Origin of the sequence: Dyadobacter beijingensis DSM 21582 (genome assembly GCF_000382205.1) — a bacterium.
Classification (GTDB): domain Bacteria; phylum Bacteroidota; class Bacteroidia; order Cytophagales; family Spirosomataceae; genus Dyadobacter; species Dyadobacter beijingensis.
Genome location: NZ_KB907789.1, coordinates 1,068,251 through 1,091,910 on the forward strand (window position 1 = coordinate 1,068,251; position 23,660 = coordinate 1,091,910).

The window sequence follows — 23,660 nt, forward strand, 5'->3', positions numbered from 1 at the left end:
AAATCCTGCCTTGTTTTGATGTAATTATAAGACATTAGGTAAGCGTGACCATTCAGCCGCGTAGCAATCAGTTTAGCGACCGGTAGTCATTCGGTGTGAAGCCGGTGGTTTTCTTAAATAGTCTCGTAAAGTGCTGGGGATATTTGAAGCCCAGCTCGAATGCGATTTCACTAATGGACCTGCGCCGTTCCAGAATTTTCTCTTACCGCATAAAAGCCGAAATTCATTTTCGATGCATATACCTCCGGCGTCCTGCCCGTAATCAGCGCCGAACGACCTTTGTGCAGGGATAATTTTAGCACACCATCCTAAAAATTATGGGTACATTCATCAAAAATATTTTCATTTTTCTGTCAGCCTGAACGCACGGAATGTGGTCTGGCCTGCGCCAGTGGCGGATCTGGAATATGCCAAAGTCAATCAAAAATAATAGGAACTATGATCGATCCCGGATTTTCGAAATGGATTGTAACAGGAATAATTCTGCTCATTGCAATGGATATAAACGCGCAAAATAATGGCAATGATGGCCAGTCGCTGGACGCCCGGCAGCAAAGTATAGTGGCGATTTCCGCCGCCACGGCCACCGGTGACCTGCCGGCCTTGAAAACATCATTGGCTACCGGCCTTGACGCCGGCCTTCCCGTCAATCAAGCCAGGGAGGTACTGGTACACCTGTATGCCTATTGCGGTTTTCCGCGTAGCCTGAACGGTATCAATACTTTGATGGCGCTTTTAAGTGAAAGAAAGGCTCAGGGAATCGTCGATCAAGACGCGGCCGAGCCGGAAATCAAGGCGGACACAACCGACAAATACGAGAAAGGCCGAAAGGTTCTTGAAGCACTGACAAAAGTACCTCAGGCAAAACCTGCGCCGGGTTTTGGCGGGTTTGCCCCACGTATCGACGCATTTTTGAAAGAGCATTTGTTTGCCGATGTTTTCGAAAGCAGTGTTTTAACCTACCAGCAACGGGAACTAGCCACGATTTCGGCATTGGCAGCGATGACGGGCTTGGAATCTCAGTTGAAATCCCATCTCTCCATGGGAGCCAATACAGGCCTTACGCCAAACCAGCTCACCCAGGTAATCAGCCAGGCAGGAAAGCAGCATGCTGGAACCGCGCAGGTATTATCCGGGAAAGCAATCAATGCGAGTCCGTGGATCGTTCGCCTGGCGAAAATTGAAATTGATCCCAATTTCCTGGACCAGTACAAAGCGGCCATCGACGAGCACACGCATGCAGCGTTGGAATCAGAGCCTGGCGTGCTCACATTATATGCGATGACAGAGGAGCTGCACCCCACTCGCGTCACTGTGCTGGAAATATATGCCAGCGCTGAGGCGTATCAGGCTCACTTGAAAACGGCGCATTTCATTAAGTACAAGACAGGAACGCAAAAAATGGTAAAATCGCTCGAACTGGTTGAAGTTGACGCCATTGCATTTGGGTTGAAATCTAATTTGCTGCAATCAGAAAAGTGATCATGGAAAACGACCGCGAGATTATGGAAAAGCGCAAATTAATCGTGTTTGGTCTGGGAATTCTTGCCCTGGTGTCGTCGATTCTCTTTACCAGCTGTAAAGCCAGCCAGGAGGACGACAGGACGTCGAACAGCTCTGGGCTTTTGTCTGTCGATGTAAACTTATAACTAGCGACGGGCACAAATTCTTCATCCGCGAAACCATCTTCCAGGGTAAAAAGCCGCTGATTTTGAGCTTCAAAAGTGACAATCCGATTGTTAAACAATTCATAACGGCCTTCGGCGTCGTCCACAATCCCGCCGCGGCCATCTCAGGGTAAATGTGCCAGCGACCTTCCACTACTTTTCGATTGCCGTAATGACCGGTTGCCGTCAGTTTGGCCAATTCGGGAGGTAAGGGTTGCTGATAGGAACTATTTTTCATGCCAACGGGCGAAAGCACATTTCTTCGCCGTGACGGGTACCTTTCCGTCCTTGTCAATAAATCCATATCGCTGAGCATTCAGGACCTTTCCGTCCTGAATGATCGCCAGCGACAAGCCGGGGACGCCCCGCTGGTGTAAATGCCTAATGGTTGGTTTTCTTGTCAAAAAGGTAGAATATTTTGTCTTCTTTGACATAGTTTTTCTACAACCATTGATCATATACGACAGCGTTCGGTACATTTATAACTTGTAAATAGAGGTCGCCTTAATCAGTTATCCCCTCATGCCCTTTTATCAGCGTATAATGATCGTGATGGTTTGTACCATCCTGCTATTTCCCAATGCGTACGGACAGGTTTTCAAGAATTTTACCGAAGTAAACGGAGTGCCATTATCGTCCACATTGGGCATTACCCAGGACAAGCAGGGGTTTATGTGGTTTGGCACCGAGGGTGGACTGTACCGGTACGACGGCAAAACATTCACCCCCTACCGCACCGGCAACGATCACAATCCAAAGTACATCCGGGAGATGACAACCGATTCCCGGGGAAATATCTGGATCGCTTCGACGCGCTCGGGCCTGCACCGGTACGAACCGGACAAGCATATTTTTACAAACTTCGAGCACGATTCGGCAAACGCGAACTCACTTTCGCACACCTCCGTCAATTGCGTCATGATCGATCGAAAAAACCAAATCTGGGCGGGAACGCAGGACGGCGTGTCGCGTATAACCGAGGATCGCGGCAAGTTCCGCATCAAGCGGTATTTGCAAAAGGATTTTTCCGGCCAGACATTGCAGATCAGGTCGCTTGCCGAGGATAAGGCCGGAAATATATGGGTAGCCACAGGCGACGGTCTCCTAAAAATGCGCAACGACGGCAGCCAGGCCCGGCTGTACCGGATCCCGTCCCAAAAAACGCAGATCGATCTCAGCCAGATCATTTTTGTATATGTCGACGATAGCGGCACGATATGGCTCGGAAGCAATGGTACAGGGCTATATCAGTTCGATCCTGTTGCGGAGAAATTCAGCCTAATCGAAACATTTAAAGCGCCGAATGGCGAGTTTCCCCGCGTTTCCAAAATGGTACCGGACGGCAAGGGGAAATACTGGATGGCGACCACGCTGGGGCTGGTGCATTTCGATCCGCGCACGCTGCGAGCCGATTGGTACGTGAATCGCCCCGGCGACTCGAACAGCCTCGGCAACACCGTGCTTTTTTCGGTGTACCTGGACCGCCAGGGCGGGGTTTGGTGCGGCTCTTTCTACGCCGGCATCAGCTACCTCCACTCCGACTCTCCCCAATTCACTTCCTGGCCATTTGCCGTGACCGACGTACGGAGCAGATCGTTCACGAATGCATGGCTGGGCAAAGGTAAGGCGAAACACATCTGGGCCGTTTCCGATAACCTGGACCAACTGCTCGTCTTCGACACCAACGGTAACAATCCTTCCTCCTTCGCCCTGAAACTTGCGAAAGAGGCGGACTACTATGGCATTTTTCTCGATGAAAACGATGTATTTTGGGCCGCAGGCAATTCGATATTGACCAGCTTGAACCTCCGTACGGGCAGCTACCAGCATTACCCGATTACCGCGGAGGGCGAAACCTGGCTGGCCAACGCCCGGACCTTCGCCATCTTTACCGACAGCCGGGGCCGTTTCTGGATCGGAGGCTATTACGGGCTGCTGATGTTCGATCAGAAGCGAGGCAAATTCATCCGCCAGACGCCGGTAAACATCAGCGTAAGAAGCTTTTATGAAGATTCAAAGCAAAATATATGGATAGGCTGCGCAAACGAAGTTTATCGGGTCAATGCAAAAGACAGTACTGCTGCCGCACCGCCGTTGGAAAAAATCTCCGTTGGCCCGGAAACGACCAACTATTTTTGGAAGATAACCGAAGACCCGTCTGGCACTATCTGGGCTGCCGGCACCAATTTCCTTTTTCAATACAATGCTAAAAAAAACCGGTTTGAGCCGAATGCGGACGTTCCGGGCGGCTTTATCAAAGATGTAGTGCCCGATGGCCAAGGCTATTTGTGGTTGAATGCGACACACAAGCTGCTGCGGTACCATCCCAAAAACAGGACGCTTCAATCCTACGGTTATGGTGACGGCCTGCCGCAAAACGGCCTGATCATGCAGGGTTCCGGGACAACCGACGCCAGGGGGAATATTTATTTTCTGACAAATCAGGGCATGTTTTCATTCGATCCGGCGGCCATTTCCGTCAATGAAGACACCAATCCGCTGATGCTCACCTCCCTGAAACTCTACAACAAGGAAGTGGCCACCGGCGATAGTACGGGACTTTTACCGGAACCGCTCTGGAAAACCAGGGCCATCACATTCCGGCACGATCAGAGCATTTTTACAATCGAATTCGCGCTGCTGGACTATGTTCGTTCCGGTCAGAACAAATATGCGTACAAGATCGACGGCGTCGACCACGACTGGAATTATGTCGAAAACCCTTCCGCCACCTACACCAACCTGCCTTCGGGTACTTATACTTTCCAGGTTAAAGCCGCCAATGGCGACGGTGTCTGGATGAGGGAGCCGGTGGAGCTTCAAATTACCATCCTTCCGCCCTGGTGGAAAACCTGGTATGCGTACCTGTTTTACCTGCTGGTAACGGCGGCGGTCGTTTACGGCGTTACCCGTTTCCTCTGGATCAGGAGTTCCTTCCGCAGGGAAACAGCATTGAACCAGGTCAAACTGGATTTCTTTACGAATGTGTCGCACGAGATCCGGACGCACCTCTCGCTGATCAGCGGGCCTTTGGAAAAGGCGCATAAGCAATGGCAGGAAGGCGAGGACGTCGAGCACAACCTGAATTATGCCCGGGCCAGCTCCGACAGGCTGATGCTGCTTGTCAACGAATTGCTCGATTTCCGAAAAATACAAAGCGGCGGCGTGCGGTTGCAGGTTCGGGAACACGATGTGGTGAAAATCATGAAGCGCATTATCGCCGCGTTCGAACATATTTCCCGGGAGAAGGAGGTCGAAACATCGCTCGTGTGCCCGGATACGCCCGTAATGCTGTGGTTCGACATCGCGCAAATGCAAAAGGTATTTTACAACCTGCTGAGCAATGCCTACAAATTTACACCCAGTGGCGGCAGGGTGTCGGTGCGGATCACCGAGCTTTCCAATGAAGTAAATATTGTTGTGGAAGATACCGGAAAGGGCATTTCTCCCGATCACCTGCGCAAGCTGTTTACCTACTACTATCAGGCCGATTCGGAAAAGCCGGGTTATGGGATCGGATTGGCACTTTCGAAAAGCATTGTAGAACAGCATCGCGGCTACCTGACGGCCGAAAGCCGCCTCACCACAGACACCGGGTCCGGCGGAACGACGCTAAGCGTCAGGCTGCTCCGCGATAACAGGCATTTCTCTCGTGATGAAATTGCCATAAAGGGAAGCGATTACGTCGCCGGGGTATTCGCCGGGCCGGCTGCCGCAGCCGTGATGAACGATGCCGTGGCCGATACGCAGCGTAACACCATTTTGGTTATCGAGGACAACGACGAGCTACGGGCGTTCATAAGTGAGCTTTTCGAAGGGGAATTCAATACGCTGACGGCTGAAAACGGCCTGCGTGGCCTCGAACTGGCCCGCGCACATATTCCCGACGTGATTGTGAGCGACGTCATGATGCCCGAAATGAACGGCCTGGAACTATGCCGCCGGGTCAAAAGCGATATCGCCACGGCGCACATCCCCGTGATCCTGCTCACCGCCCGGACCCATAGTGAACAAATCATCGAAGGCCTGGAAGTAGGGGCCGACGACTATCTGATGAAGCCATTCGACCCGCGTGTTATTACACTGAAAATAAACAACTTGCTACGGTTGCGCGACGACATGAAGGAGCGTTACCGGCAATCTGTGCTTGTGGAACGGGAAGCTGGTAATGCCGTTGCGCAGGACATGAACGACGCATTCATCGGCAAGCTAAGGGTGCTCACGACAGAACACATCTCCGACCCCGATTTCGGCGTCAGCGAACTGGCGGTGCAGGCAGGCATGAGCGTATCGGTGCTATACCGGAAATTGCGCTCGATCACGGGGATGACGATCAACGAATTCATCAAAACCATCCGGCTGGCCGAAGCCAAAAAGCTGCTCGAATCGGGCGTTTACCAGGTTGGGGAGGTTGCTACGTTTATCGGCTTTGAAGACAGCAAATATTTCAGCAAGGAATTCCGAAAGGCATTCGGGAAAAACCCGGCGGAATTCAAGAAGATGGAATCTTTCAAAAAAACCTGACAACCGGATTGTCTGAATTCAGGCCAACCAATGCGCTATCGGCCGTCCTTTTTTTCCAGGATTTCGTAAAAAAACGTCACCACCCCGCTGCCGAAGGTTTTCGTCTTCGAAAGTTTCAGCATGACCTTGTCGCTGATCTGATCGAACAACGCCAAGCCCTTTCCGGCAATAATCGGGTGAACGCTCAGCTGGAACTCGTCGACCAGGCCGAGGTTGAGCAGCTGGACGATCAGGCTGCGGCTGCCGACCAGGATGTCTTTTCCCGGCTGTTCCCGGAGCGCGATCGCTTCCTCTTTCAGGCTTCGCGTGGCCAGGGTAGCGCTATGCCATGCGGTATCGTGCAGGGTGCGGGAAAAGACAACTTTGGGAACGCTGTCCATCGCTTTCGCGAAATCGTCCATTACCGGGTCGCCACCAGGTTTTTCTGCAAGGTCCTGCCAGTATTTCATCAGTTCGAATGTCGTCCTGCCGTACAGGATCACGCCCGAGTTCAGCAGCAGTTCTTCATAATGCTGGTGCAATTCGTCGTCGGCAACGCCCTCCGTATGATCGCAAACGCCGTCAAGCGTCATATTCATGCCTGCGATGATCTTTCTCATGGTATTTCTGATTTGATTTAGGATTGATACGAAATTAGGTAGCCACGGCACAACATCGCAAAGCCATTCGGGACAAATAAAGGGGGTATTAACGACAGGTTGAAGGGAAAGTTTGTACCAAATAACCTATTGCTGACGCACCGCGGCACATATTTTTTGTATTTTCAAAAAACAACCTGAACAATCACTATTACGGCCTCAAATCCCTGCAACACCACTATGCTGATAGGCAAAAAAATCTCCGTCGGATACTTCCTGAATATGATCAAATGGGACGTGATAGCCATTTTTTGCTATGCTTCCCTCTCCGGCGCGCTGGATCACTTCTCATTTCTCAAAAGCATTACCATTCCTCTGGCCGTCTCGGCGTTGATCGGCACATTGCTGTCGCTGCTGCTCGCATTTCGTACGGCGCAGTCGTACGAGCGCTGGTGGGAAGCGCGCATCGTCTGGGGCGCAATCGTGAACGACAGCCGGACGCTCATCCGCCAGTTGCTCCACTTCCTCCCGCCCGACGACAGGAAATCCGATATCGTCACAGATTTCGCCGTCAGGCAATCGGTTTGGTGTTTCGCATTGGCCGATAACCTCCGCCGGCTCCCCTACTCGCCCCACGTAGCCGAATACGCGATCGACCATGCCTACACCGACCAGCATTTGCCCAACCAGCTGCTCACCGTCCACGCCGAAAAACTGGCATTGGTAGCGAATGCCCACGCCCTGGACCCGATCCGCCAAACCCAGCTGGACAGCACCCTGGCCCGGCTAACCGATGCGATGGGCAAATGCGAACGCATTAAAAACACGGTTTTCCCCCGCTCGTACAGTATGCTGCTGCATTTCCTCATTTACGTACTCATGACCATCCTGCCCTTTGGCCTGGACGACCAGAACCCGTTCGTCGAGGTGGTAATGGTAACGCTGGTTCCCGTGCTGCTCATCGCCATCGAAAAAACGGCGATTGTCCTGCAAGACCCGTTCGAAAACCGACCGACCGACACGCCGATGACGACATTATCGATCAATATCGAGAAAAACCTCATGGAAATGGCCGGCGAACCGGCGCCAGAACGGGAAAGTGCCACGATAGATTACTACCAATTATAGCAATTCAAAAAGAATTCCAAATTGACTCATAGGTTGCTCCGCAAAAAGGGCTTTTGCCGCCCTGCTGACACCTCTGATGATAACCACCATTCAAAGGCCGGAAGATGAACGGAACCGGCGCATTTCAAAAGCGGGATTTTTATGCCCCTCATGGACCATCGCGTCCCTCCTTATCCTCGTTTCAATGATCACCCGGGCCGCATTGGCAGCCAAAGTCGCAGGTAACCTCGATACCGGACCGCTCGCTGTTCCCGGTGCATTTGCGATCGGATTTTTTTATGACCTGGTCAACGCCCTGTATTTCATATTCCCTTTGATGCTGATCGGCTGGCTGACCCCGCGCAAACTGGCCCGACGGAACGGTTTCCGCTGGTTTGTAACCAGCCTTATCTTCATCCAGACTTTCCTGATCTTACTTAATGCAGTCTCGGAATGGATTTTCTGGGACGAATTCGGATCAAGGTTCAATTTCATCGCGGTCGACTACCTCGTGTATACGCAGGAGGTATTGGGCAATATCCGCCAATCCTATCCGGTGGAGGTGATTGTGCTGGTCCTGTTGTTGCTCGCGGCCCTTCTTACCTGGGAGCAGCGGCGGATACTGGCCCGGCAAGACGTTCCCGGTGCGGGGTTCGGGCAGCGTTCGCTATGGATGACCGGCTACCTGGCAGTGCTTCTCGCCGCATTTATGTGGGTGGGTAATCAGTTCAGGCAGTTCAGCGACAACAACTACGCCAATGAACTCGCCGGCAACGGCATGTACGAGCTATTTGCCGCCTACCGTAACAACGAACTGGATTACAACCAGTTTTATCGCACGCTGGATAACCGGCAGGCATTTCGGGACATCCGCGCGCTCATAAGCACCCCGGAAAGCCATTTTACCGACAACAACCCTTTCAGCATTCAGCGGGACATCGTCAATCCGGCCCCGGAACTGCACAAAAATGTTGTGCTGATCAGCGTAGAAAGCCTCAGCGCCGATTTCCTGGGGAGCTTCGGTAACGAGCAGGGTATCACGCCCTACCTGGATTCGTTGGCCCGCAAGAGCCTTCTTTTTACCAATCTCTATGCCACAGGCACCCGCACGGTTCGTGGGTTGGAGGCACTATCCATCGGCACGCCGCCGACGCCGGGTCAGTCAATCGTGCGCAGGCCGCACAACGAAGACCTCTTCTCCCTGGGCCACGTGTTCAAAGAAAAAGGCTACGAATCGAGCTTCATTTACGGAGGATATGGCTATTTCGATAATATGGGCTATTTCTTCGGGCACAATGACTACCGCGTCGTGGATCGCACGGTGCTTTCCAAAAAAGAAATCGACTATGAAAATATCTGGGGAGTGGCTGACGAAAACCTGTTCAGTCTCGCTGCGCGGGAAATCGAGAAAGGTACCAGCGCCGGAAAGCCGGTGTTCGCGCACATCATGACAACTTCCAACCACCGTCCCTACACCTATCCCGAAGGCAGGATCGATATTCCATCGCATACCAGTCGGGAAGGTGCCGTAAAATATACCGATTTCGCTATCGGCCGGTTCATCCGGGATGCCAGCCGAAAGCCGTGGTTCAAGAATACCCTGTTCGTGATCGTGGCCGACCACTGCGCATCCAGCGCGGGGAAAACCGATCTGCCCGTTAACCGCTATAAGATTCCCTTGCTGATATACGCCCCCGGCTTTATCAAACCCGGCATCATGCCACGTCTGATGAGCCAGATCGATCTCGGACCGACAATTCTCGGCCTGCTGCACTTCTCTTACCGGAGCAAATTTTTCGGTTACGACATTTTCCGGCTTGAACCGGGCCGCGAGCGCGCATTTATCAGCACCTACCAAAGCCTGGGCTTCATACATCACGATTCGCTCGTCATTTTGAAACCCCAGAAATTCGCCGCTACTTATATCCCCGATTTTACCACCGGTGCCGCCCGCGAAGTCGTGCCCGACAGGCGTATGACGGACGAAGCCACGGCCTGGTACCAATGCGCCAGCTTTCAGTTCAGAAAGGGACTGATGGGGAAATAGCGGAATGGGCCTTTCGTGCCATGCCCCATTTGTAGCGGTGCGTCCAGTACGCGACCTTCATGGACAGATACCCGATTCCAGCTCCCACCAGCACGTCGCTGATATAGTGCCGGTTGTTAGCCACCCTTAACAGTCCTACGGACGACGCCACGGTGTACGAGGCGTAGGGCATCCACGGGTATCGGTCTTTGTACTCTTCATTGAGAAACGTAGCCGCTGCGAATGCCTGCGTGGTATGGCCCGACGGGAAGGAGTTGTACGAACTGCCGTCGGGGCGGAGCGTGTGGGTGGCCGATTTCAGCAGGGTCGCGGTGGTGAGGGCCATTGCTTCGCCCTTGATGAGGATCACCGTCCGGTTCAGCACGTCGGTTTTGGAGTGTATGCCAAAGGCGTCGAGCCCGTAAGCGATCACGATCGGTGAAAATTGCATGTAATCGTCGATATGGGTGCGGAAACGGGGAATGAGGTGGTTGCGGCTTTCCGCCAGCTCATTTTTGATCGATTCTTCCGAATGCCCGTTGGCGAGCAGTCCGCCGATAATAAGCGATGCCGGCGGGTAAAATGCATGCAGGGTAACAGGCTTGCGGGCAGTCAGGCTGTCGTCCGGTACCGCGGGCGAAGCTGCCGCCCAGGTTGAAATCAAAAGCAGAATGAACGTGGTACGCATGATCAGAGGAATTGGTAATGGGTTAAAATTTAAAACTGTAACCGGCCCTGACGAGCTGGGTTTCGTAGTAATCGCGGCTCGTGTAGCGAAAACCGTCGCCGTAAACCGTCTTTCGGACTACCAGGGTACCAAACAGATCGGTGGCGTTGACGAAGAGTTCGCCTTTACGCAGCAGCCGTTTGGCGCCCGCATCCACCGTGAACCGATACCCTGTCCGGCCCTGCGGTACGACGTCGGGCGCCTGATAAATGACGGCCACCTGCAATTCGGACTTTTTCCCTTTCAACACCGCATTGGCCTTGGCACTACCTGAAATAAGGCTTTGCTTGCCCGCGGAGTATACCGACCGAACCGGATACAGGTTCTCGACTGTGAATGCTTCGATGCTGTTTCGGTAAAGGTTTGCGTTCAAATTCAGCGCAAACCAGGGCGCCAGGTCCTGTTGCCATACGAGCTCACCACCCGTATTGTCGCTCCTGCCTGCATTTTGAAATATATTGTAAATCAATGTACTACCAGGCACCACAGTACCGATCCGGGTAATGGTTCCATTAATCTGCTTGTGATAAAGTGCCGCGTACAATGAGCCACCGGCCCAGCTGGTTTTATATCCGGCTTCCCAGGAACTCGTGAACTGCGGTTTCAACGCCGGGTTTCCTATTTTGATAATCTCCGCGTCGTCATATTTTGGAAAAATGCGGATATCCACCTCGTTGGGCCGGTCTACGCGGCGGTTGTAGAAAATGGAAAGCTTGTTCCGATCATCGAATTTGTAGGCAAGACGTACGTTGGGAAACGGCTTCGCATACGAATAACCATCGCTGTGATAGGTCGGATGCGTCGGGTTTACGGTATAACGCAGGTCGATATACTCCACACGGAGCCCGGCTTCGAGTTCGAATTTCCGGTTTTCAAATACATAATTGCCGTACAATGCAGGAATCGTTTCCTTGTAATCGGCCCATCCGCCGGCGAGGCTGTCGATCGGTGAGTTCAGGCCCGGGAAAAACTGCATATGGGTGGGTATGAAGCGCCGGCGGAGTTTGAATCCCCCTTCGAAACGCCCGTACCGCAGCGGCCGGAGGTAATCCGCCGTGAGGTCGAATACATTCTCGTCGGAGAGCAGCTTGAATGCATCCTTTCCCGTAAAATCGGGCATGATATTGGTAAAAAAGTACTGCTCGTTTTCCCGGTGAAAAGTGTGGTTAAGACCGACATTCAGCAGGTGTCCCGGCTGTGCGTATTTGTGCTGGTACGAAGCCGCGGCGGTGACGGTCGTCTTCAACTCATCTTCCAGAAACTGCCATAAACGGCTCCGGCGCGTCAGGGTCGCATTGTAAAACGGCTCGTCGCCACGGTCGAGGATCTTCTCGCTGCTGAAAAGCGCCGATACCGACAATGCATTGCGGTCGTCCCAGTTCCAGTCCACACCCGTTTTGGCTGTCACCACATTGGTGCTGCGGTTACGCTTCACCTGTTGCCGTACGGTGTCGCCCGTATCGTAATAGCGGTTGGTAAATTCGTTTTTGTTGAGCGTGGGCGTATGGAGGTAGTCGCCCTGAAAAAACAGGTTCACCTTCCGCTTCTTGTAGTTAAGCGCCAGCGAGGGGTTCAGTTTAAGGGTATTGCGGTATTGCGGGCGAATATCCGGCAGGTTTTGTTTGCGCACCCACAATGCACCCAGCCCGGCCGCCATGCCGAACTTGCCGTTGAAACCCTCCTGCTTATCTTTTTTATAAATAATATTGATAATACCTGCATTACCATTGGCATCGTAGCGGGCCGAGGGGTTATTGATGATCTCGATGCGCTCGATCGCCGAAGCGGGAATGTTGTCGAGGCTCGTCTGGCTGCCGAAGCCGGTCAGCGCGGTCTGGCGGCCATCCACCAGCACGGCCACCTTATCGCTCCCGCGCAGCATTACCCTCCCGTCCTCGCCTGCGGTGACGCCCGGAAGATTTTTGAGCGCCTGCAACACCGACCCTCCACTCTGGCTCACGTTCCTGCTGATATCGAACACCTTACGATCGAGGCGGGCATCGACACCATCGGCCCGCGCTTCGGTGACGACTACTTCTTGCAGCACCCGGGCGTCTTCCTGCATTTCCAGTACGCCCAGGTCCAGAAAGGCACTCAATGTGCCGACCGTTACGGGCATGCGGAGGTTTTTAAAACCGAGGAACACGCATTCAAACCGGTATTGGCCGGGGGTGACGTCGGGAAAGATGAAGCGGCCGTCGGCTCCGGTAATCGTACCGGTTACGAACGCGCTGTCGTTTTCTGTCTTTAAAATTACATTGACAAACGGAAGTATTTCCTTACCCGACCGGGCCGTTACCTGCCCTGCCAATGTGACCTTGCTCACCTGCGCGTGCACTGCGCCGTGCAGCGCGCACACGAGGGCCGCCAGGACGAGTGATTTATTGAATGCCATTCAGATTCGTTGATTGATCCGATGGCGAAATACAGGAGGGATTTGGAAGAAATTTCGAATTCAGAAATGAACCGTAAAATGATGGAGGCCGCCCTCGAAACGGTAGCTGATCCGCCAGCCGTATCGTTCGCATATTTCGCGGGCAATAGCCAGTCCCAAGCCGCTGCCCGCATGTTCGGAAGAAACATTGGTGAAACGCCGGAACAGGCTGGCCTCTTGAAGGGGCATTGTGCCGGTATTGAAAACCGACAGCTCACGCTTCCCTACATATGCCTGCACATGTCCGCCCGCGGGCGTGTAGCGCACGGCATTCACGAGCAGGTTGGTCACCAGAATTTCAAGGAGTACGGGATTGGCCGCCAAAACCAGTTCCTGCGCATCTTCGGTGTAGGTAATGCTGCTGTTTTCGAAACGGTCGGAAAACTGGGCGGCGAGCTCGGTCAGGATTCCCGGAACAGCAATGTCCGCTTGCTCGTCAAACTGCGCATGCTCTATCCTGGCCAGCAGCAGCAGGTTCTTGTTGATCCTCGTGACGCGGTTAATGGCCTGGTACGCCTCTTCGAGTAGCTGCATTTGCGGCTTGTCCAGCGAGCGGCTTTGCAGCAGCAGGTCCAGTTTCGATTTCACGATGGCCAGCGGCGTTTGCAGCTCGTGGGAAGCATTTTCCGTAAATTCCTTCTGCTGCCGGTACGAAGCCAGGCTTTCATCCATAAGCACGGCCAGGCTGCGGTTCAGATCGGCAAATTCGGTCACGTCCGACTCCGGCAATGGGGGCGGAATGCCTTTTTCGAGCCGGAACGTATGCAGGCCGGCGAGCGTATCGTAAAACGGCCGCCAGATCCGCAATGCGGTTTTCCGGTTCAGGTATATGAAGCCTGCGAGCAGCAGCACGAAAAAGAAAACGGTCACTGCTGCAATGGCCAGGATCGTCTCGTCGATCTCCTCCATATTGGTTTCGACGAGCACCCGGAAAAGCTTTCCATTGACACGAATGTCGGTGAGCAGGCACCGGAACTGCTCCCGGTCATTCATGAATGTATCGAACCGAATGAGCGTGTAGGCGCTGTCCGGGCGTGGCGATACGGCTTCGCTGAATGAAAATCCCGGCTGGACCTTGTCGAGCACACCGATCATCTCGCCTACCTCCGCGTCGGGCAGGTTCAGGCTGGTAAGGCGCTTTTCGAGCTTTTCACGAATGGCATAATGGTGCTTGTCCAGCTCGTTTTCCCAAATCCAGTCGATAATGAGGAAATACACGGGAATGCTCACCGCCAGCACCACCATGGCGTAAATGACCAGTGGACGAAGGCTTTGATCGAGCAGTTTTTTCATCCTTCCCATTTGTAGCCCGTCGCGTAGATCGTTTTGAGATAATTACCGTAACCCGCGTCGCTCAGCTTCTTTTTCAGATTTTTGACATGGGCATACACAAAGTCGTGATTATCGAACATATCTGCAATATCCCCCGACAAATGCTCTGCCAATGCGCTCTTGGCGATTACGCGGTTCCGGTTTCCGATGAAGTACAGCAGCAGGTCTAGCTCCTTGCGGGTAAGCGCCACCAATGTACCGTTGACGGTCACGACGCGGGCATCGAGATCCACTTTCAGCTCGTTTTGGATGATACTGTTCTGGTTCGCAAAATTTCTCCGCCTGATAACGGAGTAAATGCGTGCCGCCAGTTCGGGAAGATGGAACGGCTTGGCGAGGTAGTCGTCGGCCCCGGCGCGCAGGCCGCGGATCTTGTGGTCGTAATCGTCTTTGGCAGAAATGATGATCACGCCGTCCTGCTGGCCCTGGTCTTTGAGCATATCGAGGATGTCCATCCCGTCGCCGCCCGGCAGCATGAGGTCCAGGAGAATGCAGTCGTAACGGTACAGTTCTACCTTCTCGCGTGCCTGCATCCAGGTGCCGGCGTGCTCACACAGGTAGCCCTGCGACAACAGATAAGTCGCGATATCCGCCGCCAGCTCGGGTTCATCTTCGATAATGAGGATCTTCATGCCCCAATTTAACCCAACAATTCTGAATTATTTTTGAAGGCGCTACGCCATTTCAAAACAACAAAACCATTTTACCTGCCCGAACTCCGGAAGATAAAATGGTTTGCCTGCGGGGTTGCCACCGCCCTGTCAGCCTGAAATGGGCTGGTTGCTATTTTTTACCGATGCGGTACAGACGTCCCTGGTCGGTTACGGCGTACAATGCGCCGTCGTTGCCTTCGGTAATGTCGCGGAAGCGCTGGTTTTCAGACGAAAGCAATCTCTCTTCGCCCGTTACCTTGTTGTTCTGGATCACCAGGCGACAAATGTGCATGCCGCTCAGCGAGGAAATGAACAGGTTGTTCTTCCATTCCGGGATCAGTTTTCCATCGTAGAATGTGATACCGCTTGGCGAAATCACAGGGTCCCAGTAATATACCGGCTGCTCCATGCCTTCTTTTTGCTGGATTACGTCGCCGATCTGCTTGCCGCTGTACTCGATGCCGTAAGTGATCGTAGGCCAGCCGTAATTTTTACCCGGCAAAACGCGGTTCACTTCGTCGCCGCCTCTCGGACCGAACTCCGTCTCCCACAGATCGCCCGTCGCAGGGTTCACTGCCAGCCCCTGGACGTTGCGGTGGCCGTACGAGTACAGCTCCGGACGAGCATTCGCCTTGCCGATGAACGGGTTACCTGCCGCCGGCTTGCCGTCCGTGGTAATGCGGATCACCTTGCCCAGGCCTGAATTAATATCCTGTGCCTGCGGGCGCGTCACAAGGTCGGAACGCTCGCCGGTTGATACAAACAGGTTACCATCCTTCGCGAATTTCACGCGGCCGCCGTAATGCAGGTTACCCTTGTATGCAGGCAAAGCCTGGTAAATTACCGTCACGTTTTCGAGCTTGGATTCGTCGGCGGAGAGCTTTCCTTTCGCTACCGATGTCACATTGCCATCAGCCAGCGGTTCGGAGAATGCCCAGTATACCATTCTGTTTTTGGCAAAATTAGGGTCGAGTGTAATGCCAAGCAGACCGCCCTGGCCATCGCTATTTACCTTGGGTACACCATCAATCGCCTTGCCGACCGTACCGGTGGTGGACACGATGCGCATCGTACCGCCTTTTTCGGTCACGAGAAACCGACCGTCGGGCAGCGATGCGATTCCCCAGGGTCTTTCCAGGGAAGAAGTGATCACCTTGCCTTCGTAGGCGGTTTTGGAAGTCACTGCGCCGATGCGCGTCTGGCCCGGGAAGGCCGATTTGTACTCGGAATTGGGCTTTTTAGTTTCGACAGATGCCGTACCTGACTGCGCCACCGAACAGATCGGGGCAGCGATCACAGCCGCCGCGGCTAGAAAGACATTGATTGCGTTTTTCATTGTTTGGATTTTTTTGGATTCAGGTGTGAGTTTTCCATCCCGAGTCCAAATATAAGGTTTGCAGCGGCGTAAATCACCAAAAACAATGGTATCAATGCACTCACAATTTGCAAATATCCTAACCGTGATTCAATCCGTAATTCATCACGATGGATTTGAAGGCCCGGTCGCGTTCCTTCGGGGTGGGAAACCGCCAGCGGCCGGTCACCACGAGCCCTTCGTGGGCGGCACGTTGAAAGACAATCTGATAACCGTCCGTGTCGTCTTTGACAATGCTATCGACATTATCCAGGTTAATGGTGGTAGGCTGCGAGTCGTTGTAAGCGAAAGTGGGCATGGCGGGATCCATTTAGTGTTCCCCAACATACCTCGTCTACTGGAAATATCCAAGCGGTAACCAATGAGTGGAGATTATCACGGATGAATGCGGCGATTCGTTACTACGCCACAATCGACAGCCCTTCATGGCGCCCGTCGCGCATACCGCTTACCTCGCGTGTGAGCGAACTTTCGAGGAACGCGAGCTTATCCATGTGCTCGGAACAGGCGCGGGCGGCGTCGCTATCCTGGTCGAGCTGGGTCAGCAGGGCGCGGTATTCTTCCAGGATCGTTTGCTGATGCAATGCAATTTCGGACAACAATGCGTGCTGGTCGATCGATTCGCCGTCGAAATCATCGGCGCTGCGGACAATGCTTGAAAGCTCGCCGTCGTCGAGATTGCTTTTAATGGATTCATACATGTTCCCCACATCCTTTTTAAACAGCAGCGCCATCATGTAGCCGTTGCTGCAAATGCGCCGCAACTTACTCGATGTGTCGAGGCCCATCGCCGAACGGAACAGCGATTCCTGCCTTTTGTACATCCGCCAAATCCTGGCCACACACCTTACAATGTTCCTTGCATCACTCATAATCCTCGTTTTTGATAGCGCCTGTCGCTTCCAAGGCCACTTTTGCTGCCGTTGGAATGCGCTCCTCTCCGTAAAAAGCATACCCAGACGCCGCAATGGCAACATCACCCGAAAGGTACTACACGGCGACGGCGACAAAATGCCGGAACGGCCATTCAAAACCAAACACTTAGTTGGGCTTGCTGCCGGAATTAGTTTCGGTGCTAACGGTAAAATTGTGGATTGCCGACAGCGCTTCCACACCAGCATTGCCGCCAAAAATACACAGTCCCCAATGGCACGACGGTCGTACCGACCGTCAATGCGAAACGGCCTTTAATCCGGCAATGGAAAGTATGAGCGTCGTAATAAAAAATACCCGCCAGAAACTGACCGGATCTTTGAACACCCAGATACCCACCAGCGCAGTACCCACTGCGCCAATACCCGTCCACACCGCATAGGCCGTGCCGATCGGCAGCGTTTGCGTGGCTTTGAGCAGCAACGCCATACTTACCGTCAGCGAAACGATGAATCCTGCGAACCACCAGTACATTTCAGTACCGGAAGTCTCGCGTACTTTTCCCAGGCACGATGCAAATCCGACCTCGAACAGGCCGGCGACAATCAGAATAATCCAGTTCATATACTTCGTATTTTTATTTGATACAAAGCTCCTGAACCGGGGGCGGAAAAAATTTTACAAATGTTAAAAAAGGAATGCGTCAGCGGATTTCAGCGCGAATACGGCTCAGGCTGACCTGCGTGATGCCCAGGTAGGAAGCAATATGGCAAAGCGGCACCCGCTGCAGCAGGTCGGGTGTTTGCGTCATGAGGTCGAGGTAGCGCTGCTGGGCATTCTTAAACTGCATGGAAATAAGCCGTTCCTCGGTGCGTATCAGTTCCTTTTCTATGAGCTTGCGGCCCCAGTTGGCCACGTGAATATCCGTCACAAAAAGCGCGTCGAGATGCCGGGTTTGCATTTGGTATAAATCGCAGGGTTCCAGCGTTTCCACATGCTCATACCCTTCCTGCCCTGCCACATAACTTTTCATGGAGAGGACCACATCGCCCTCCTTCCCGAACCAGAAGGTCACATCGCCGCCCTCCGGGTCCGAATAAGCGCGTACCATGCCGCTTTTCACGAAATAAAGGCTCTTTTCTACCCGTCCGGCACGCAGCAGCGCGTGGCCTTTCCCATAACTCACTTCCGAAATATGCGCTTTCAATGCATTACGCGAATGGGTAGGCAATGGGTAGAACCGCTCGAGAATGTCGTCTATTTCCATCGCCTCAGTTGGATAATTTGGCTACCGCCTGCTCCACCGACGGCAGGAAATTCACCTGCCTGCCCTTATTGCTTTCAAAAATGAAGTCGCGCAGGCTTTTGCTTTCGTAGCGCTCAAAATCGCCGACGATCGCCAGCCGGAATTTGAAATTGGTAAATTTTTGCAGAATCTCGCCCGCTAAGCCCGTTTTGAGGTCGAAGAAATCCGGCGTGATGTTTTCCGCATGCAGGATCATGCAATCGTAGTCCTGATAATAGAGATCGGCGAGCAGTTGAAGGCCCTCCCCGGCACTCCGGACGACGATCTGGTCCGATACGACTTCGGGGATGACAATCCCGTTGATGAAATGCTTTTGAATGTTCATGGCATATCCGGTATACTTTTTTCCTGAACCGGCGCGTTGCGAAAATAGTGAAAAAGCACCGAGGTCCGTGAAAGCCGGGCTTGAAGTCTTTCTACATTTTAAAATATTTATTCTAATCCGTTCGACGCAAAAAGGGTGGTTCACCAATCTGGAAAAGCGCTCCCAAACCCGATCTGATCGCCATTCGACGATAACAGCGTTTCGCCATAAAACTACTTTTACAAAAGGTATAGATTAGAACTTTTACGTTGCAAAACAGGCTAGTTTTGAATTGGGGATAGCTGTTGTTTGGTAGCGGATTTATCATTAATATTCGAATTACAGCGCTCGATAATAGTTAATTCATGGCCCCCGCAAACACGCACCTCCACATAAACCCTAATGACACTATTCCCGTTTGCCGGACAAGTCCAACGGCGACCGGGGCCGGTCGGGCCGGATTGATGGACCAGGTACAGGAATTTTTCGGCGGAATTTTCAGTACTTCGGAATGGCCGCCCCGCTGGTACTGCGGCAACTGGTCCGACTTTCACGGCTGGCTCTACATCGTCTCCGATATACTGATCTGGGCGGCATATTTTCTCATCCCGGTATTTCTCGTCCGGTTTATCATGCGGCGGAAAGATTTTCCCTTTCCCAAGACGATATGGCTTTTTGGCGCCTTCATCCTGTTCTGCGGTGCCACCCATCTGATCGACGCCCTGATTTTCTGGGTACCTGTTTACCGGTTCAGCGCCCTCGTCCGGGCCGGCACGGCGCTGGTGTCGCTCGCCACCGTGTATTACCTCTTCAAAATATTCCCTAATGTACTGCTGCTCAGATCCGTTGCCGATCTGCAACGGGAGATCGACGAGCGTACCGTCGTGGAGGAGAAACTCGCCGACAGCGAATTCCTGCTCACGGCTGCGGGTAACGTAGGCAAGCTCGGCGGCTGGGAATACGACCCCGCCACCGGGCAGTTCCGCTGGACGGCCACGTCCCGGAACATCCTGGAAACGGACGAGGCCGATATTCAGGATGAAAACGACCTGCTTAAATTTTTCCCCGAGCCCTACCAGCTGATTATCAGGGCCGCCTTGCGCGAATCGATCCAGTTCGGACGGCCGTGGGACCATGAACTGCAACTGGTAACCCCGTCGGGAACCCGCAAATGGGTACGCTTTTCGGCCACGCCGCTGCTGAATGCGACAGGCCAGGTGACCAAGATTCGCGGTATCATCATGGACATCGATCGATATAAATCACTGGAAATCAATCTGGTCAAATCAATCGACCAGATGGCGCAGAAGAATAGCCAGCTGCAAAGCTTCACACATATCCTTTCGCATAACCTGCGGAACCATTCGAGCAACATCGCGCTGCTTACCGACTTTGTGGACGAATCGACGCTCTCCAAAGACAATGAAGAGCTCTTTCAGAAGATCAAAACGGTAGCCAAACACCTGAACGGCACGCTCGACGACCTTTCGCAGGTGATCAAAATCCGTGATAATCACCTGGAAGGCGAAATGCTGGACATGCGCGAAGTGACCGAGCAGGTGCTCGACGTGCTGGATGAAAGCCTGCACACCAGCCAGGCGCATATAGACCTTGATTTTGAGGAAAAACAAATTTTCTTTCCGCACATTTACCTCGAAAGCATTCTCATGAACCTGATTTCGAATGGGATCAAATATAAAAAGGACGGGCAGCACCCGATGATCCGCCTGCGGTTTTACAGGAACGAAAGAGGACTAAAAGTACTGGAATACAGCGATCAGGGAAAAGGCATCGACCTGTCGCTGCATGCCGACAAGGTTTTCGGTTTATATAAAACTTTCCATAAACATGAAGATGCTCACGGAGTTGGCTTATTTTTGATAAAAAATCAGATCGAAGCCCAGGGCGGGAACATTCAGGTATTCAGTAAAGTCGACGCGGGTATTACATTTAAAATCACATTTAACGAAAATGCTTGAAATCCTTTGCGTAGTTGACGACGACAAAATCTTCACTTACCTGCTCAAACGAATCCTGGAAAAAGCCCGAATAGCCCGCGAAATTATCTTCTTCGAAAACGGCCGCGAGGCCCTCGATTACCTTATCCACCACGAGGGAGATGCATTGAAATTACCTCAACTGATATTGCTGGACATTAATATGCCGATCCTCGACGGCTGGCAGTTCCTGCACGAATACGGCAAACTGAAACCAAGTGCGCCCAACCCCATTTCCATTTGTATGATGAGCTCGTCGTCCGATTTGGAGGACTACGACCGTGCAATGGGCTCCGGCCATGTGATGGATTACCTGCAAAAACCGGTACAAATACCGTCGCTGCGGGTTGTTACCGAGCGTGTGCTCTCATTTGTTAGCCCGAAATAGCGGTGGACCCGCTATTTTTGTTTTGTAACCAAAATTGATCCGCCCTGCCTTTCCGTATCCTGATAGCGCCGCTGGACTGGGGACTGGGACACGCCACGCGCTGCATCCCCGTCATCCGGTATCTCATTGAAAGAGGATGCGACGTCACGATCGCCGCTTCCGGCCCGACGGCACTGTTGCTGAAAAACAATTTTCCGCATTTGCCGCAGCTCGATCTGCCCGGCTATCAGATCGCGTATAGCCGAAGCGGTGGCACATTCACGGCAAAAATCGTCTCTCAAATCCCGAAAATCCTGCGCGCGATCCGGCGTGAGCGCCAATGGCTGCGCCAAATGCAGGGCATCCACCGGTTCGACCTGGTCATTTCGGACAACCGTTATGGCCTGAAAATTAATGGGCTGAAATCGGTGATCATGACGCATCAGCTGAATATCCTTACCGGCTTCGGCACCGGCGCCGACGGGCTCCTGCGCCGGCTGCATGAAAGCATTCTGGAAAAATTCGATGCGTGCTGGATTGTGGACCAGGCGGAACACGGGCTGGCCGGCAGGTTATCGCACCCCCGCCGCATTCCTGACAATGCGGATTATATAGGGTTGCTATCTCAATTACAACCATACGCGAACAGGGCACAAATACTTCCCGACCGCATTCTCGTTCTGCTTTCCGGTCCGGAACCAATGCGGGGGATTTTGGAAGAGAAAGTCCTCCGACAGGCTGCGCGCATAGCAGGTTACCATTTCCATATCATTGCCGGAAACCCTTCCGGCGTGGCACCGGCGCACCTTCCAGCGCACATCACGTACGCTACGCACGCGAACGCCGAAGAACTCGCCGCGGCATTATCGGCGGCGGGGCTGGTCATTTGCCGGAGCGGCTATTCTACACTGATGGATTTGGTGTTTTTAGGGAAAAAAGCATTGCTGATCCCGACGCCGGGCCAGTCGGAGCAGGAGTATCTGGGACAACATTTACAAATGCAGGGGATTGCATTAAGCAGAAGGGAAACTGCATTGGATTTGGCAAAAGATATTCCCGATGCATTGGGTTACCCGGGTTTCGGGCAGGCAGCCTACGGGGACAACATGCGACTGATGCAGGACGCGATCGACAAAATACTGGCCCAGGCTAAAAATTGATTTACACAAAAAACCGGGGCACCACTTACCGTAATGCCCCGATGAGTTTGCTAGCGGCCTGCTACCGCCATAGGCCCGGCATTCCGGTGCGCACGCACGACGCGCAGCATTTGAAACACCACCGACAAGATAATCAGCGCCAGCCCCAGGTAGAACGACCAGCGCAGTTCCTGGTTTTCATGGTAAATAACGATGGCGAGAATGATCGTGTAGACGGGTTCGAGATTTAAACTGAGGTTCACCGTAAATGCCGAAATGCGCAGCAAAGCCTGCGTTTGCAGCATATACAATACGACCGTGCAGAAAAACGCCAGCAACACCAGGTACCCGAAATCCGACCAGGACGGCACAAATGTAATGACCGGGAAAAAGTAAAAATACAGCGGCATGAACAGCGTCAGCGCCAATGCCCCGCCCACCATCGAATATACGGTGGCCGTTTCGCTTTTAAATGAATGCGCCAGCCGCTCGTTCGTGATCATGTACAGCGACCCCAACGCGGAAGAAACCACACCCAGCGCAATGCCTGCGCGGTACCGGGAGTCGAAACTAAAAATCAATGCGATACCTGAGAGCGTAAGCAGGCTCAGCAGTAATTCCGACGCGACAAACCGCTTGGGGTTGATCAGCGGCGAGAAAACGGCCGTAAAGAACCCGGTCAGCGAAAAGCAGACGACGCCTACCGAAATGTTGGAATACTTGATACTCCCGTAAAAGAAGATCCAATGCAGCCCGAGGAACAGCCCGGTGAGGGAAGCGCGGCCAAAATCGGCGAATGAAATGCGTTCGAGCTTTTTGGTGGCTGCCAGGATAAGTAGCATCAGGATTCCCGCCAGCCAGATGCGGTACCAGGCCAGGAGGCCTTCGTTAACCGTAATCAGTTTGCCGAAAATACCGGTAAAACCGGCCAGAATAATCGCTATGTGCAGTTTGATGAAAGCTTGCTTCATTGGAATATTTGTTCAAAAAGGATAAAAAACAGATATCGGAGCGCCGCATGACAGCGCAAACCGGTTAAGCGTAAACCCGCGGAGGGTTTTGGCCCAACAACCTTCATGAACAATGGTGACTGGTAATAGTAAAATTGCCTCCCAAAAAACAGGAAGTACCAAGCCCGGTGCCGGTCGTTAAGCCGATCAGGCTACCGGAGGAGGCGAAATGCTGAAAAGAAGACGATTCTTGGACATGGTATTTGAAAGTGTCGGACGAAAATAGTGGAATATCCCCGGA

21 protein-coding genes are annotated in these 23,660 nt (G+C 53.0%); 8 read left to right on the top strand and 13 right to left on the bottom strand.

The genetic code is table 11. From position 1 onward, the window contains the following. Nucleotides 1–67 precede the first annotated feature (67 nt). Complete coding sequence (locus H144_RS34000) at nt 68–196, bottom strand: helix-turn-helix domain-containing protein (RefSeq protein WP_084600009.1); 129 nt, start codon at nt 194–196, stop codon at nt 68–70. A 299-nt stretch (nt 197–495) separates the two neighbouring features. Here H144_RS34000 and H144_RS34755 point away from each other — a divergent pair, with 299 nt between their 5' ends. From H144_RS34755 to H144_RS0123110, 3 genes are all read left to right on the top strand, one after another. Continuing rightward, a complete protein-coding gene (locus H144_RS34755; protein ID WP_211220704.1) occupies nt 496–1,482 on the top strand; it encodes a carboxymuconolactone decarboxylase family protein in 987 nt (328 codons plus the stop codon). Between the two features lie 2 nt (nt 1,483–1,484). Further along, nucleotides 1,485–1,649, top strand: a complete 165-nt coding sequence (locus H144_RS34415) for a hypothetical protein (RefSeq protein WP_157505038.1) — start codon at nt 1,485–1,487, stop codon at nt 1,647–1,649. 540 nt (nt 1,650–2,189) lie between these two features. Next, complete coding sequence (locus H144_RS0123110; RefSeq protein ID WP_229207967.1) at nt 2,190–6,191, top strand: hybrid sensor histidine kinase/response regulator transcription factor; 4,002 nt, start codon at nt 2,190–2,192, stop codon at nt 6,189–6,191. Between the two features lie 35 nt (nt 6,192–6,226). Here the strand turns inward: H144_RS0123110 and H144_RS0123115 are convergent, their stop codons facing one another. Next, the gene (locus H144_RS0123115; protein ID WP_019944493.1) at nt 6,227–6,790 is read right to left on the bottom strand and encodes a dihydrofolate reductase family protein; all 564 of its coding nucleotides are present in this window, start codon (nt 6,788–6,790) and stop codon (nt 6,227–6,229) included. A gap of 219 nt (nt 6,791–7,009) precedes the next feature. Here H144_RS0123115 and H144_RS0123120 point away from each other — a divergent pair, with 219 nt between their 5' ends. Both H144_RS0123120 and H144_RS0123125 read left to right on the top strand, forming a co-directional pair. After that, a complete protein-coding gene (locus H144_RS0123120) occupies nt 7,010–7,897 on the top strand; it encodes a bestrophin family protein (RefSeq protein WP_019944494.1) in 888 nt (295 codons plus the stop codon). Between the two features lie 184 nt (nt 7,898–8,081). Continuing rightward, entirely contained in the window at nt 8,082–9,923 is a 1,842-nt protein-coding gene (locus H144_RS0123125) for an LTA synthase family protein (RefSeq protein ID WP_211220705.1), read from the top strand. Here H144_RS0123125 and H144_RS32380 read toward each other — a convergent pair. From H144_RS32380 to H144_RS0123175, 10 genes are all read right to left on the bottom strand, one after another. Next, nucleotides 9,898–10,590 (bottom strand): phosphatase PAP2 family protein, encoded by a 693-nt coding sequence (locus H144_RS32380; protein WP_019944496.1) that lies wholly within the window; start codon nt 10,588–10,590, stop codon nt 9,898–9,900. The genes H144_RS0123125 and H144_RS32380 overlap by 26 nt on opposite strands. 22 nt (nt 10,591–10,612) lie before the next feature. Continuing rightward, entirely contained in the window at nt 10,613–13,024 is a 2,412-nt protein-coding gene (locus tag H144_RS0123135) for a TonB-dependent receptor domain-containing protein (protein WP_019944497.1), read from the bottom strand. Between the two features lie 60 nt (nt 13,025–13,084). Further along, nucleotides 13,085–14,356, bottom strand: coding sequence for a sensor histidine kinase (locus H144_RS0123140; protein WP_026350931.1), 1,272 nt, complete (start codon nt 14,354–14,356; stop codon nt 13,085–13,087). Beyond that, nucleotides 14,353–15,027 (bottom strand): response regulator transcription factor, encoded by a 675-nt coding sequence (locus H144_RS0123145; protein WP_019944499.1) that lies wholly within the window; start codon nt 15,025–15,027, stop codon nt 14,353–14,355. Before H144_RS0123145 ends, H144_RS0123140 begins: the two co-directional genes overlap by 4 nt. A gap of 151 nt (nt 15,028–15,178) precedes the next feature. Then, nucleotides 15,179–16,384, bottom strand: a complete 1,206-nt coding sequence (locus H144_RS0123150) for a PQQ-dependent sugar dehydrogenase (protein WP_019944500.1) — start codon at nt 16,382–16,384, stop codon at nt 15,179–15,181. A gap of 118 nt (nt 16,385–16,502) precedes the next feature. Continuing rightward, on the bottom strand, nt 16,503–16,721 hold the full coding sequence (locus tag H144_RS0123155; protein ID WP_157505042.1) for a hypothetical protein: 219 nt from the start codon (nt 16,719–16,721) through the stop codon (nt 16,503–16,505). A 103-nt stretch (nt 16,722–16,824) separates the two neighbouring features. Next, complete coding sequence (locus H144_RS0123160; protein ID WP_033403210.1) at nt 16,825–17,295, bottom strand: hypothetical protein; 471 nt, start codon at nt 17,293–17,295, stop codon at nt 16,825–16,827. Between the two features lie 298 nt (nt 17,296–17,593). After that, nucleotides 17,594–17,920, bottom strand: a complete 327-nt coding sequence (locus tag H144_RS0123165) for a DMT family transporter (protein ID WP_019944503.1) — start codon at nt 17,918–17,920, stop codon at nt 17,594–17,596. 79 nt (nt 17,921–17,999) lie between these two features. Next, nucleotides 18,000–18,563, bottom strand: a complete 564-nt coding sequence (locus H144_RS0123170) for a Crp/Fnr family transcriptional regulator (RefSeq protein ID WP_019944504.1) — start codon at nt 18,561–18,563, stop codon at nt 18,000–18,002. 4 nt (nt 18,564–18,567) lie between these two features. After that, a complete protein-coding gene (locus H144_RS0123175; RefSeq protein ID WP_026350932.1) occupies nt 18,568–18,927 on the bottom strand; it encodes a DUF4180 domain-containing protein in 360 nt (119 codons plus the stop codon). A gap of 443 nt (nt 18,928–19,370) precedes the next feature. On the opposite strand from H144_RS0123175, the gene H144_RS0123180 reads away from it, so the two are divergent. From H144_RS0123180 to H144_RS32385, 3 genes are all read left to right on the top strand, one after another. Further along, on the top strand, nt 19,371–20,885 hold the full coding sequence (locus tag H144_RS0123180) for a sensor histidine kinase (protein WP_026350933.1): 1,515 nt from the start codon (nt 19,371–19,373) through the stop codon (nt 20,883–20,885). After that, nucleotides 20,878–21,291: a response regulator gene (locus H144_RS0123185; protein ID WP_019944506.1), complete on the top strand. Its 414-nt coding sequence runs from the start codon at nt 20,878–20,880 to the stop codon at nt 21,289–21,291. The genes H144_RS0123180 and H144_RS0123185 overlap by 8 nt, the downstream gene beginning before the upstream one ends. A 200-nt stretch (nt 21,292–21,491) precedes the next feature. Continuing rightward, entirely contained in the window at nt 21,492–22,430 is a 939-nt protein-coding gene (locus H144_RS32385; RefSeq protein WP_229207968.1) for a glycosyltransferase, read from the top strand. Nucleotides 22,431–22,480: 50 nt separating this feature from the next. Here the strand turns inward: H144_RS32385 and H144_RS0123195 are convergent, their stop codons facing one another. Beyond that, a complete protein-coding gene (locus H144_RS0123195; RefSeq protein ID WP_019944508.1) occupies nt 22,481–23,380 on the bottom strand; it encodes a DMT family transporter in 900 nt (299 codons plus the stop codon). Between the last annotated feature and the right edge of the window lie 280 nt (nt 23,381–23,660).

Coding starts and splice junctions, on each gene's coding strand:
- H144_RS34755 (WP_211220704.1), top strand. CDS start 496: ATGGATATAAACGCGCAAAATAATGGCAATGATGGCCAGTCGCTGGAC.
- H144_RS34415 (WP_157505038.1), top strand. CDS start 1,485: ATGGAAAACGACCGCGAGATTATGGAAAAGCGCAAATTAATCGTGTTT.
- H144_RS0123110 (WP_229207967.1), top strand. CDS start 2,190: ATGCCCTTTTATCAGCGTATAATGATCGTGATGGTTTGTACCATCCTG.
- H144_RS0123115 (WP_019944493.1), bottom strand. CDS start 6,790: ATGAGAAAGATCATCGCAGGCATGAATATGACGCTTGACGGCGTTTGC.
- H144_RS0123120 (WP_019944494.1), top strand. CDS start 7,010: ATGCTGATAGGCAAAAAAATCTCCGTCGGATACTTCCTGAATATGATC.
- H144_RS0123125 (WP_211220705.1), top strand. CDS start 8,082: ATGATCACCCGGGCCGCATTGGCAGCCAAAGTCGCAGGTAACCTCGAT.
- H144_RS32380 (WP_019944496.1), bottom strand. CDS start 10,590: ATGCGTACCACGTTCATTCTGCTTTTGATTTCAACCTGGGCGGCAGCT.
- H144_RS0123135 (WP_019944497.1), bottom strand. CDS start 13,024: ATGGCATTCAATAAATCACTCGTCCTGGCGGCCCTCGTGTGCGCGCTG.
- H144_RS0123140 (WP_026350931.1), bottom strand. CDS start 14,356: ATGAAAAAACTGCTCGATCAAAGCCTTCGTCCACTGGTCATTTACGCC.
- H144_RS0123145 (WP_019944499.1), bottom strand. CDS start 15,027: ATGAAGATCCTCATTATCGAAGATGAACCCGAGCTGGCGGCGGATATC.
- H144_RS0123150 (WP_019944500.1), bottom strand. CDS start 16,384: ATGAAAAACGCAATCAATGTCTTTCTAGCCGCGGCGGCTGTGATCGCT.
- H144_RS0123155 (WP_157505042.1), bottom strand. CDS start 16,721: ATGCCCACTTTCGCTTACAACGACTCGCAGCCTACCACCATTAACCTG.
- H144_RS0123160 (WP_033403210.1), bottom strand. CDS start 17,295: ATGAGTGATGCAAGGAACATTGTAAGGTGTGTGGCCAGGATTTGGCGG.
- H144_RS0123165 (WP_019944503.1), bottom strand. CDS start 17,920: ATGAACTGGATTATTCTGATTGTCGCCGGCCTGTTCGAGGTCGGATTT.
- H144_RS0123170 (WP_019944504.1), bottom strand. CDS start 18,563: ATGGAAATAGACGACATTCTCGAGCGGTTCTACCCATTGCCTACCCAT.
- H144_RS0123175 (WP_026350932.1), bottom strand. CDS start 18,927: ATGAACATTCAAAAGCATTTCATCAACGGGATTGTCATCCCCGAAGTC.
- H144_RS0123180 (WP_026350933.1), top strand. CDS start 19,371: ATGGACCAGGTACAGGAATTTTTCGGCGGAATTTTCAGTACTTCGGAA.
- H144_RS0123185 (WP_019944506.1), top strand. CDS start 20,878: ATGCTTGAAATCCTTTGCGTAGTTGACGACGACAAAATCTTCACTTAC.
- H144_RS0123195 (WP_019944508.1), bottom strand. CDS start 23,380: ATGAAGCAAGCTTTCATCAAACTGCACATAGCGATTATTCTGGCCGGT.